General features: G+C 40.7%; 10 protein-coding genes. All 10 read right to left on the reverse strand.

From position 1 onward, the window contains the following. Window positions 1-45: 45 nt before the first annotated feature. A complete protein-coding gene (gene galE / locus AY606_RS03320; protein WP_067864713.1) occupies window positions 46-1,065 on the reverse strand; it encodes a UDP-glucose 4-epimerase GalE in 1,020 nt (339 codons plus the stop codon). Next, window positions 1,058-2,731: a glucose-6-phosphate isomerase gene (pgi, locus tag AY606_RS03325; RefSeq protein WP_067864716.1), complete on the reverse strand. Its 1,674-nt coding sequence runs from the start codon at window positions 2,729-2,731 to the stop codon at window positions 1,058-1,060. The genes galE and pgi overlap by 8 nt, the downstream gene beginning before the upstream one ends. Next, window positions 2,731-3,987, reverse strand: a complete 1,257-nt coding sequence (locus AY606_RS03330) for a nucleotide sugar dehydrogenase (RefSeq protein ID WP_067864719.1) — start codon at window positions 3,985-3,987, stop codon at window positions 2,731-2,733. The genes pgi and AY606_RS03330 overlap by 1 nt, the downstream gene beginning before the upstream one ends. A 14-nt stretch (window positions 3,988-4,001) precedes the next feature. Continuing rightward, window positions 4,002-4,877 (reverse strand): UTP--glucose-1-phosphate uridylyltransferase GalU, encoded by an 876-nt coding sequence (gene galU / locus AY606_RS03335; protein WP_067864886.1) that lies wholly within the window; start codon window positions 4,875-4,877, stop codon window positions 4,002-4,004. A 14-nt stretch (window positions 4,878-4,891) separates the two neighbouring features. After that, a complete protein-coding gene (locus AY606_RS03340) occupies window positions 4,892-6,757 on the reverse strand; it encodes a polysaccharide biosynthesis protein (protein WP_502692104.1) in 1,866 nt (621 codons plus the stop codon). A 163-nt stretch (window positions 6,758-6,920) separates the two neighbouring features. Then, entirely contained in the window at window positions 6,921-8,090 is a 1,170-nt protein-coding gene (locus tag AY606_RS03345; protein ID WP_067864725.1) for a DegT/DnrJ/EryC1/StrS family aminotransferase, read from the reverse strand. Between the two features lie 32 nt (window positions 8,091-8,122). Beyond that, a complete protein-coding gene (locus tag AY606_RS03350) occupies window positions 8,123-8,776 on the reverse strand; it encodes an acetyltransferase (RefSeq protein WP_067864728.1) in 654 nt (217 codons plus the stop codon). Beyond that, window positions 8,776-9,384, reverse strand: coding sequence for a sugar transferase (locus AY606_RS03355; protein ID WP_067864732.1), 609 nt, complete (start codon window positions 9,382-9,384; stop codon window positions 8,776-8,778). The genes AY606_RS03350 and AY606_RS03355 overlap by 1 nt, the downstream gene beginning before the upstream one ends. Beyond that, window positions 9,377-10,594 carry a glycosyltransferase family 4 protein gene (locus AY606_RS03360; RefSeq protein WP_067864735.1) on the reverse strand — a complete coding sequence of 406 codons (1,218 nt, stop codon included), beginning with the start codon at window positions 10,592-10,594 and terminating at the stop codon, window positions 9,377-9,379. Before AY606_RS03360 ends, AY606_RS03355 begins: the two co-directional genes overlap by 8 nt. A 3-nt stretch (window positions 10,595-10,597) precedes the next feature. Then, window positions 10,598-11,728, reverse strand: coding sequence for a non-hydrolyzing UDP-N-acetylglucosamine 2-epimerase (gene wecB / locus AY606_RS03365; protein WP_067864739.1), 1,131 nt, complete (start codon window positions 11,726-11,728; stop codon window positions 10,598-10,600). Window positions 11,729-11,739 lie beyond the last annotated feature (11 nt).

Consider the following 11,739-nt stretch of genomic DNA (forward strand, 5'->3'; position numbering starts at 1 on the left):
AGCAATAAAAGGGAGCCTATAAGCTCCCCTTTTTATTTAGATGATTTAGTTTTGATAACCCGTTGGGTTTTGCTTTTGCCAGTTCCAACTGTCCGCCAACATATCTTCCAAGCCATATTGGGGTGTCCAACCGAGTTCGGCCACTGCACGTGCATTATCGGCAAACGAGGTGGCTACATCCCCTTCACGGCGAGGTTCAATGCTATATGCCACTGGAACATTATTGACCCGCTCAAATGTCTTTACCACGTCCAACACCGAAGAACCCTGACCTGTGCCAATATTCCAGGCACGACAACCTTGAGTATTTAGACGGTTATTCAAGGCACATAAATGCGCATTGGCCAAATCGACCACATGGATATAATCACGCACTCCGGTGCCATCAACGGTATTGTAATCATTGCCATAAATGGCTAGTTTTTCGCGACGGCCTACTGCCACCTGAGTCACATAAGGCATCAGGTTATTGGGAATCCCGTGTGGGTCTTCGCCAATGCGACCACTTTTATGTGCCCCGACTGGATTAAAATAACGCAGTAAGGCAATCGACCAACGCTCATCAGCAACTGCTAGTTTTTGCAACAGCTGTTCAACCATCAGTTTGGTATAACCATAATTATTACTTGGCATACCTGTAGGCATCTCTTCATTCAAGGGAGATATATTGGCTTCATCATAAACTGTTGCAGATGAACTAAAAACCAAATTAAAGACTTCGGCCCGCTCCATTGCTCTGACCAGGCTAATCGAACCTGCAATATTATTGTCAAAATAGGTTAAAGGAATTTGCTGACTTTCACCTACAGCTTTTAAACCGGCAAAATGAATGACGGCATCAATTTGATGTCCAGCAAAGACAGTATCCAAAGTTTGCGCATCTCGAATATCACCTTCGACAAAGGTCAAATTTTTACCCGTCAACTGTTGCACACGGTGAAGAGACTCTTCGGAACTGTTGCAAAGATTATCCAGAACCACAACCTCATGCCCTGCATTTAACAATTCAACACAAGTATGCGAACCGATATAGCCGGCCCCGCCTGTCACTAAAATTTTAGCCATTCTTTTTTCCCAATAATATCTGGATTAAACCTTGAGTAGAGGCGTCTAAACGTGAAATATCCTGCACTTCCCCGTTTAAAATCGGTAACAGCTGATTGGCAATTTCCTTGCCTTTTTCAACACCCCATTGATCGAATGGATTGATATTCCAAAGTACAGACTGTACGAACACCTTGTGCTCATACATGGCAATCAGCATACCGAGGCTATAAGGATTCAATTCTTGTAGCAAGATGGTGGTGCTGGGCTGATTACCGCTATATTGCTGATACAGAGGCAAAGACTCGAGTTCTGCTTGATCAAGTGCCTGATTACCAAATGCCAATAAGCGTGACTGTGCTAAGCAATTCGACAATGCTAAATGGTGCTGCTCAATCAAGGCATCAGCATTTTCTGCATAGGTAAACTGATTGGAGTTATAACGTTGCACCGGGGCAATAAAGTCACAACTCACCGCCTGTGTGCCTTGATGTAATAATTGATAAAAGGCATGTTGGGCATTGGGTCCCACTTCACCCCAGACAATCGGGCAGGTATCTAATTGTACTTTTTCACCATTGCGCTGAATCGACTTACCATTCGATTCCATTTCTAGCTGTTGCAAATAAGAGGCAAAGTATTTCAAGCGGCCATCATAAGGCAGTACTGCATGGGTTTGAATATCAAGAAAGTTATTGTTCCAAACCCCAAGCAGGCCCATCAGTACCGGAATATTTTGATTTAAAGGTGCGGTTTGGAAATGTTGATCAATCGCATGCGCACCGGCAAGCAATTGCTTGAAACCTTCCACCCCGATGGTTAAAGAGATTGGCAAACCAATACATGACCAGAGAGAATAACGTCCTCCGACCCAGTCCCAAAGTAGAAACTGGTTTTCCTCGGCAATGCCCCACTCCGTCATTTTTTCAGGTTTGGTCGAAATACCGACAAAATGATGTTTCAGCATCTGACTATGTTGACCAAAGGCTTTTTCCAGCCACAAACGCGCTGTTTGGGCATTGGACAAGGTATCGATGGTGCCGAAGGACTTGGAAGAAATAATAAATAAAGTGGTTTCTGGACGCAGTTTGTGCAAGAGCTCGGACAACTGACTGCCATCAATGGTTGACACAAAATGGACATCCAGGGATTTTACAGTCGCCTGCTTAAAATCCGATAAAGCTTGCGTTACCATCAATGGCCCAAGGTCTGATCCCCCCACCCCGATATTGACCACATCCTGAATCACTTCACCAGTTGCCCCGCGACATTGTCCTGCATGGATTTTTTCCACCAGACTAAACATGCGTTGTAACTGTTCATGCACCTGACCTGAAAGTTGTGAATGTACTTGATCATTTTCAGGCAGCCGCAATGCCCAATGCATGGCTGCACGCTGTTCAGTGTAATTAATCTGTTGTTCGGAAAAAAATTTCTTAATCCACTGCCCTAAGTTTTGGGTTTCAGCAAACTCAATCAAATGATCTAATACACTTTGATCAATACGATGTTTACTAAAATCAACTACAAGCTGTTCAAATACGACTGAAAATTTTTCGAAACGCTGCTCATCTTGTGCAAACAGGTTATTTAAATGTAGTTTCTGAAATTGTTGTTTTAAATGTTCAAGCGTCGTTAAAATAGGCTGCTCTTCATTGAGAGCAAAAGGCTGAATTGGCTGAGTCATTAGCGTCCTACTCCCATATAAGCAAAGCCTTGTGCCTTCACATAAGCCGGATCAAAAATATTACGCCCATCTAAAATTAATGGATGTTGCATGGTATGTAATAATTTTCTGTAGTCTGGACTCCAATATTGTTTCCAGGCGGTGAGTAAACACAATGCATGGGCATTTTGCACTGCTTTATACTGATCATTACATAAGATCAGATCATCCCGCTGCCCATACAAGGCTTCTATTTCAGCCAATGCTTGTGGGTCATGCAGTTGAACTACCACGTCTTGTGCCCATAAGGCTTCCAGCATCACATGGATCGGCGATTGCTGAATCCGTGAAGTATTTTCTTTAAAGGATGCGCCCCAAATAGCGACAGTTTTGCCTTTTAGATCACCTTGGAAATAATTCCATAATTTTCTGAACAACAGCTCTTTTTGTTGCTGATTAATTTCCCACACTTGCGCCAAAAGCTGACTTTTCACCCCACTTCCAGACACGGTATGAGATAAAGTTAAAATATCATGCGAGAAATTTTCACCACCAAAACCGGCACCCGGACTTAAATAAGACAGGCCAATGCGACTGTCTGCGCCCATCCCCTGACGCACATGCTCAATATCGATGCCTAATTTTTCTGCGACCATGGCCAAATCATTAATATAGCTAATACGGGTGGCCAACATCCCTGAAATACTCAACTTGGTAAATTCAGCATCCAAAATTGGCATAAATAAATAATTTTGCTCTAGGGGAAATAAAGGACGCATTAATTCCTTAATTTTTAAGCGCGCAGAGTCTTGGGTTAAACCGACAATCAGTTGTTTGGCTTGGGTTAGGCTGACTAGAGCGTTGCCTTCCTGCACGGTATCCGGCAAATAGACCCATTCATCTTGAGCAAGAATCTGCTGAAATTTCTCTGTGCTGTGTAGTCCCAAAGTAGAGGCATTAATCATTAACTTTGGATGAATAATCGCACGCTGTTGTAATTGTGCTAAAAGTTCTAGTCCTGCCTGTTCTTCTGTCGGGCTAAAACTGAATAAATAGGTATCGATATCTAAGGGCAGATCAATAAATTCACAAAATTTTAAAAATCCGCTGCGCACTTGTTTTTTTAATAGATGATTAACCGATTCATCTTGAAAGTAATGGGCCTGCTGGCGCAAATCTGGACAGCTATCGCACCAATAGACTTGATGTCCACATTCAGCCAATAAGGCGGCCATCACACCGGCATATAATGTTTTTCCGAATACTGAGACCTTCATAATCGCGTTCTTTTTTAAAGTAAGAGTTCTTGGATCAGGAGTTTAAAATCTGCACCGAGTTGCGGATGCTCAACCCCATAATGCAACACTGCTTTAAGATAGCCGAGCTTGCTGCCACAATCAAAAGTTTGACCTTTCATGCGATAAGCTTCAACCAATTCGGTCTTTTGCAACTCTGCTATCGCATCGGTCAACTGGATTTCATTTCCCGCACCTTTCGGCGTATTTTCAAGCAGCTGCATAATTTTTGCCGGTAAAACATAACGACCCACCACTGAAAGATTGGAAGGTGCCGTACCTACTGCCGGTTTTTCAACAATGCCCTGCATTACAATGCTTTCACCTTCATTGGGTGAATGCTTAACATCGACAATGCCATATTGATTAACCAAATGATCAGGTACTGCTTCCACCATAATTTGCGCAGCTTTTGATGCATTGAAACGTTGAATCATGAGACTTAGATCATTGATTGGATCATGATCTTTGACCAATACATCTGGCAATAAAACAGCAAACGGTTCATTGCCAATCACAGATTTAGCACACAATACTGCATGTCCTAAGCCTAATGGCTGTGGCTGACGTACACTAATCACACTGATACCGGCAGGTAAAATCTCAGTAATTTCTTTAAGCAGATCAAATTTTTTTTTATGCTCGAGTATTGTTTCCAGCTCAAAATTACGGTCAAAATAATTTTCAATTGAAGCCTTGGACGAATGAGTCACCAGAATAATTTGTTCAATCCCTGCTGCAACCGCCTCACGTACTACATATTCGATCGCAGGACGGTCAACCACCGTGACCATTTCTTTGGGAATGGATTTACTGGCAGGCAAGAAACGAGTACCCAGACCAGCAACCGGGAGAATGGCTTTCTTGATCATCATCATACCTAACTTTAATTTACTTTAATTTCTTTACCACGATGATAGCCATCAACATAATGCTCTAATTGTGTTAATGCCCAATTTACATCATCATCAATAGCAGTAAGTGTATTAATTTTTTCAAAAATTTCAATTAACTCATCTAAAGGATAATGCTTTTCAAAAGATCTTAAAATACGAGTATGTTGCGTAATTTCAGTATCTTCGTGATCGATGAGTAATTCTTCGTATAGTTTTTCACCTGGACGCAAACCGGAATACTGAATTTCAATATCACCATTTTGAGTGCCTGTTTCACGCACTTTTAAGCCACTTAAAGCAATCATCTGGCGGGCCAAGTCCTGAATACGAACGGGTTCTCCCATATCCAACAAAAATACATCACCGCCCTGTCCCAAGGCACCGGCTTGAATCACCAGCTGTGAAGCTTCTGGAATAGTCATAAAGTAACGTGTTACATCAGGATGGGTCACAGTAATTGGACCACCTTTGGCGATTTGCTGCTTAAACAACGGTACGACCGAACCTGAAGAACCCAGAACATTACCAAAACGTACAATACTGACCTGAGTCTGATCTTGCGCTTCTGCCATGGCCTGACAATACAATTCTGCCATACGTTTGGAGGCACCCATCACATTGGTGGGGCGTACTGCTTTATCTGTTGAAATCAGGACAAAGGTTTCTACCCCTTTCTTTACAGCTGCATTTAAGCTAAATGCCGTACCAATCGAGTTATTTTTGAGTCCCGCCAGTGGATTACACTCCACTAAAGGCACATGTTTATAGGCAGCCGCATGATAAACAGTTTGAACTGCATATTGCTCAATGATGCGTTCGAGTTTAGCTTGATCGAGCACAGTACCCAAAATAGGAATAATTTCAATTTCACAGCGTAAATTCAATTCTTTATCAATACTGTACAGCGCAAATTCTGTCAGTTCATAAATCACTAATTTTTTAGGCTGATTTTTAATAATTTGACGGCAAAGTTCAGAACCAATTGACCCCCCCGCACCTGTCACCATCACCACTTTATCTTGGATATTCTTTGCCAATAATTCCTGAATTGGTGGAATCGGATCACGGCCCAGTAAATCAATAATGTCAATTTCCTGAATATCTGAAATACGGATGTCACCATCGACCAGCTTGGTCAAACCTGGAATTTCAGTAATTTTAAGATGTGCAGGTTCCAGAAATTTAACAATTTCACTTTTACGGATACGGCCCACTGAAGGCAGGGCGATAAGTATTTCATCCACCTGCTGTTTGGCAAATAAATTTAGAGCATGTGAAGGAGGATAAACCCGTAACCCTCCAATCATTTGACTTGATAAAGAAATATCGTCATCAATGAAAAATACCGGAAAATGTTCATTAGAGCGATAGAGCGTAGCAGCAACCTGCTGCCCAGCATAACCTGCACCGTAAATAGCCACACGTTTACGTGGAATATCAGACTGCAGGTAAGACTTTACAAGGGCCCGAATTAAACCGCGACTCAACCAGATCCAGGCAAACATCATAAAACCGAACATCATGGGAATAGATGTAGGAATAAATGCATGGGTAAAATATGCCATGCCATATAAACCAATGACTGTCAGTATTGTAGCTATTGCCAATTTAACAATAAATGCTTCATTAAATGTACGAACAATAAAGCGGTAAACACCGCAAATAAATAAAGCTAAAACTGCTAAAAAACTGACCCATAAAGTACCAAAAGCTAGATTGGGAACAACTTCTGTACCTAGGTCAAATTGACGAATGGCATAGCAGAGCCAGATAAGTATAGGAAAGATCACGAAATCTAAAGCAATAAGAAAGCTTTGTTTTAGGTGTCTTGGTGCGGTAGCAAATGGAACAATCATTGATTTCACGGGGCAAAGGCTTCTTTTTCAATTCTATTAGATAGCTAGCTTAGATAACCTTCTTAGATAAGCTTGTGTTTATCCAGATTCCCAAGCATTTAATTAATTATTTACATGATATGGAGAGTATATATTTTTATTCTCCATATCCATGGATAAAATGTTAAAGCTGATTAATGACTTGCTGAGTTACCGTTACCGTTTTATGCATACTTTCCTGGCTTAAGGTCGGGTGAACTAAAAACATTAAGCTGGTTTCCCCTAATGTTTTGGCATTTACAAGTCTTTCAACTGGACGCCAAGGTGTACCATCAAAAGCATGCTCTAAATAAACTTCCGAACATGAACCACTAAAACACGGCACACCTAAAGCTGCAATTTCATTCATGATACGGTCACGTGACCAACCGTCAGGTAAGGCTTCAATATTGACCTGTACATAACATTTATATGCCGCATGTACATAATCTTCAGATGGGCGATGTACGGTAAAATATGGACTGTTCTCAAATACAGCTAAAATCTTTTCCATATTTGCATTACGTTTCTGCGTCCACTGTGCCATTTTTTTCAGTTGAATTCGTCCAATGACCGCCTGCATTTCCATCATGCGCCAGTTGGTACCAAATGAGTCATGTAGCCAGCGAAAGCCTGGTGGGTGCTGCTTGTTATAAATGCTGTCAAAGTTTTTGCCATGGTCTTTATAGGACCACATTTTTTTCCAAAGTGATTCATCATTGGTGGTGACCATACCGCCTTCACCGCCTGTGCTCATGATCTTGTCCTGGCAAAATGACCAGGCAGCAATATGACCAATTGAACCTGCCGGCTTGCCTTTATATTGTGCACCATGCGCTTGAGCACAGTCTTCAATCACATAAAGACCTTTTTCCTGCGCCAGTTGCATGATTGGATCCATATCACACATCCAACCCGCCAAATGCACACAAATGATGGCTTTGGTATTTGGGGTAATGACGGCTTCAATAGTGCGACGCGAGATATTTTGAGAATCCAGTTCGACGTCGGCAAAGATTGGATTTGCACCTGCTGTGACAATTGAACTGGCAGAAGCTAAAAAAGTGCGCGAAGTAACAATCACATCATCCCCTACCCCAATGCCTAATGCCTTGAGTGCAACATCTAAAGCGACCGTACCGTTGGCAAGTGCTACTGCATATTGAGTTCCCGCGAACTGTGCAAATTCTTTTTCGAACTCACGGCATTCTTGTCCCGTCCAGTAATTGACTTTATTGGAAAGCAAGACTTGCGATACGGCATTAGCTTCTTCTTGGGTAAAGCTTGGCCATGGTTCAAATGCAGTATTTAACATTACCTATTCCTAGATTTTAAAAAGTTTAAAAATTATTTTTTCTCTAAAATTCGTGCCGGATTTCCGACAACGGTTACCCCTGCAGGTACACTTTTAGTCACTACTGCCCCCATACCCACAACCGCACCCTTACCAATCACTAAAGGTTTTTCGGGGGTTCCTTGTTTAATCACGGCACCCGTACCAATATAGGCATGGTCTTCAATATGAATATTACCATTACATTTCACCCCAGGCGCAAAGGTGACATAGTCTCCAATCACACAGTCATGAGCGACATAGCTATAAATATTGGCATGGAAGAATTTGCCAATTTTAATATTTGACGTCAGACAGGTGAAAGGACAAAGTAGGCTTCCTTCACCAATACTTACTTCATCTAGAATCACAGTATTCTTTGACTGAATCTCCAAATGCTGAATTTGATCTTCTGTTAAACGTTTAACCAGTTTTTCACGAACCTGACTGTTTGCTATAGCAATCGTTACAGCCTTATGGGTATTCGGTTTAGCAAGAAAATCCTGATAACTTAAAACGGTATAACCGTTTAAACTATTACCAGCTTGACCATCATCAATAAAAACAAAGCTATCTTTAGCTAAAGTTAGAAATTGCTGACGAACTAATGGCATTACTTCCTTACCAAAACCACTAGCGCCATAAACACCAATATATAAAGCTGTCATTATGTTTCATCCTTGTTTTGTGATCCAGTAAAGCGTGTCATGGTGGCTTCACCCTCGGCACTAATATCATCTTTTGCTAAAACTTTATGTACCGTTTTAAACATGATCTTAAAATCAAGTAGTGTCGACTGATTTTCCACATACCATGTATCCAGCTTAAACTTTTCTTCCCAACTAATCGCATTACGCCCATTGACCTGCGCATGACCTGTCATGCCCGGACGCACATTATGGCGTTTTGCCTGTTCTTGATTATATAAAGGTAAATATTCTGTCAATAATGGGCGCGGGCCAACAATACTCATATCGCCTTTAATCACGTTCCACAGTTCAGGCATTTCATCCAGACTGGTTGAACGCAGCATTTTACCGAATGGCGTTAGACGTTCAGTGTCGGGTAATGGATTACCTTGAGCATCCACCGCATCTTTCATGGTGCGGAATTTAATCATTTCAAAGGGTTTGCCATGTAAACCTGGGCGCAATTGGCGGAATAATACAGGTGAGCCTAAGTTTTTTTTCACTTTATAAGCGACAAAAGCATAAAGCGGTGAAAGCAAGATCAGGGCAATGGAGGCGATGATAATATCGAGTAAACGTTTAATCATGTTGCACCTTTTTAAAAACTCCAACGAACTGCTCAACTCCACTTTCTAAAGATAATTCTTGTAGATAATAATTACGCGCATTTAAGCCCATTTGCAGCTGTTCATTCGCAGACAAGTGATAAATTTTCAAAACAGCATCCTGAATACTTTCTACATTTTCAGATATTGCGACACAGCCACATTCAGCACTTCTTATAAGATCAGCAGCATCGCCCGCCACTGCCATTAATACTGGTTTACCCATTGCCATATAAGCCTGAGTTTTAGAAGGAACTGTTATTTCAAATAAAGGATCTTTTTTTAAGTGTACCAACAACAAGCTGGAAAGCTTTAAGACTCCCCCTACTTCTGCCATAGGCATACGAGGGATAAAAACAGTATTAGAAATATTTTCAGTAATTAAACGTTGTTTTAAACGCTCAGTTTCTGTTCCTCCGCCGACAAACACAAATTGAATATCCTGAATAGGCTGGACTTTTTTAGCAACATCTAAAATGCTATCTAAAGCCTGTGCTTTTCCCATATTTCCTGCAAAAACAATATTAAATTTATCTTGCATTAATTGTTGATATTCAACTTTTGCTGGTTGAGCCTGAGTTAAGCCTTGCTCATCACACCAATTATAAATAATACTGATTTTTTCTTCTGGAACGCCTCTTTCTATAAGTTTGTTTTTAAACCCGGGACATAAGACCACAATATGATCAACACATCGATAAACCAGCTTACATACCAAGCCAATAATATTTAAAATTTTATTGTTATTCAGCATTCCTGTAGACTGTAAGGTATCTGGCCACATATCCTGAATGTCATATACAATGGGTGTACGGCGAAAAAATTTAATAAAAATTGCAGCAATACCCACCGTTAATGGAGGGTGATAAGCATAAATAACATCCGCTTTCTTGGTTGTAAAAACACCAAACAGCATTGCCATAAATGCAAAGCTAATATAGTTAAAAATTCTCTTTAACGCAGAGCTATCATGATTTGGATATAGAGCTACGCGCAAAATAGAAATACCCTCTATTTCTTCTCGTTGATAAAGTTTTAATTTATATCCATCATAAATTTTCCCACCAGGATAATTAGGAAACCCTGTAAGAACCTGTACTTCATGACCCTGTTGCTTTAACTCTCTTGCAAAAGCAAGTCCTTTAAAAGTAGGCTCCGGATCAAACCACTGCGTTAAAAGAAGAATTTTCATAGCTTAGTACTTCTTCCACACCACACGGTTGATATAATCAGTATAGCTTAAAATAATTCGCGCAACCTTTTCACTCACGTTTGGCATACTGTAATCCGCTACTAAACGCAGTAATCGTTCTTCGCCACGTGGTTGATGATCTAGAATCTCCAAACCTTGCAAAATACGCTCTGCAGTTAAACCGACCATCATCACCGCAGCTTCTTCCATACCTTCAGGACGTTCATGGGCCTGACGCAAGTTCAAAGCTGGGAAATTCAGAATTGAAGATTCTTCATTAATGGTGCCACTGTCAGACAAAGTTGCTTTTGCAGCAAGTTGCAATTTGTTGTAATCACTGAAACCTAATGGTTTTAATAATTGAATTAAAGGATGAAATTCAATATTCAGCTCTTCAATACGCTTACGAGTACGAGGATGTGTTGAAACAATTACAGGATATTGATATTTTTCAGCAACTGCATTTAACATTTCAACCAAATCTAAAAAGTTTTGATCTGAATTAATATTTTCTTCGCGATGAGCACTCACGATAAAATATTCATATTCTTTTAAACTTAAATGCTCAAGTATCTCTGAAGATTCAATTTTTGCTTTATAGTGATTTAACACTTCAAACATCGGACTGCCTGTTTTAATTACTTGATCTGCTGGCAAGCCTTCAGCCAGTAAATAATCACGTGCAATTGTGCTATAGGTTAAATTGATATCAGCAGTGTGGTCGACAATGCGACGATTAATTTCTTCTGGCACACGCATATCAAAACAGCGGTTCCCTGCTTCCATATGGAAGGTTGGAATCTTACGACGTTTCGCAGGAATGACTGCCATACAGCTATTGGTATCACCTAACACCAACAATGCTTCTGGCTGAACTTGTTCCAAAACTTTATCGACTGCAATGATGACATTACCAATCGTTTCAGCACCCGTGGCACCCGCCGCATTTAAAAAATGATCAGGTTTACGGATACCTAAGTCGGTAAAGAAAATTTCATTAAGTTCATAATCATAGTTTTGACCGGTATGTACCAAAACATGATCAAAATATCGATCACACGTAGCCATCACACGGGATAAACGAATAATTTCAGGACGTGTACCCACCACCGTCATTAATTTTAATTTTTTCACAACTTTTACTC

It is taken from the genome of Acinetobacter sp. SFB (assembly GCF_001647545.1).
In the GTDB taxonomy this organism is placed as follows: Bacteria; Pseudomonadota; Gammaproteobacteria; order Pseudomonadales; family Moraxellaceae; genus Acinetobacter.

Coding starts and splice junctions, on each gene's coding strand:
- galE (WP_067864713.1), bottom strand. CDS start 1,065: ATGGCTAAAATTTTAGTGACAGGCGGGGCCGGCTATATCGGTTCGCAT.
- pgi (WP_067864716.1), bottom strand. CDS start 2,731: ATGACTCAGCCAATTCAGCCTTTTGCTCTCAATGAAGAGCAGCCTATT.
- AY606_RS03330 (WP_067864719.1), bottom strand. CDS start 3,987: ATGAAGGTCTCAGTATTCGGAAAAACATTATATGCCGGTGTGATGGCC.
- galU (WP_067864886.1), bottom strand. CDS start 4,877: ATGATCAAGAAAGCCATTCTCCCGGTTGCTGGTCTGGGTACTCGTTTC.
- AY606_RS03340 (WP_502692104.1), bottom strand. CDS start 6,757: ATGATTGTTCCATTTGCTACCGCACCAAGACACCTAAAACAAAGCTTT.
- AY606_RS03345 (WP_067864725.1), bottom strand. CDS start 8,090: ATGTTAAATACTGCATTTGAACCATGGCCAAGCTTTACCCAAGAAGAA.
- AY606_RS03350 (WP_067864728.1), bottom strand. CDS start 8,776: ATGACAGCTTTATATATTGGTGTTTATGGCGCTAGTGGTTTTGGTAAG.
- AY606_RS03355 (WP_067864732.1), bottom strand. CDS start 9,384: ATGATTAAACGTTTACTCGATATTATCATCGCCTCCATTGCCCTGATC.
- AY606_RS03360 (WP_067864735.1), bottom strand. CDS start 10,594: ATGAAAATTCTTCTTTTAACGCAGTGGTTTGATCCGGAGCCTACTTTT.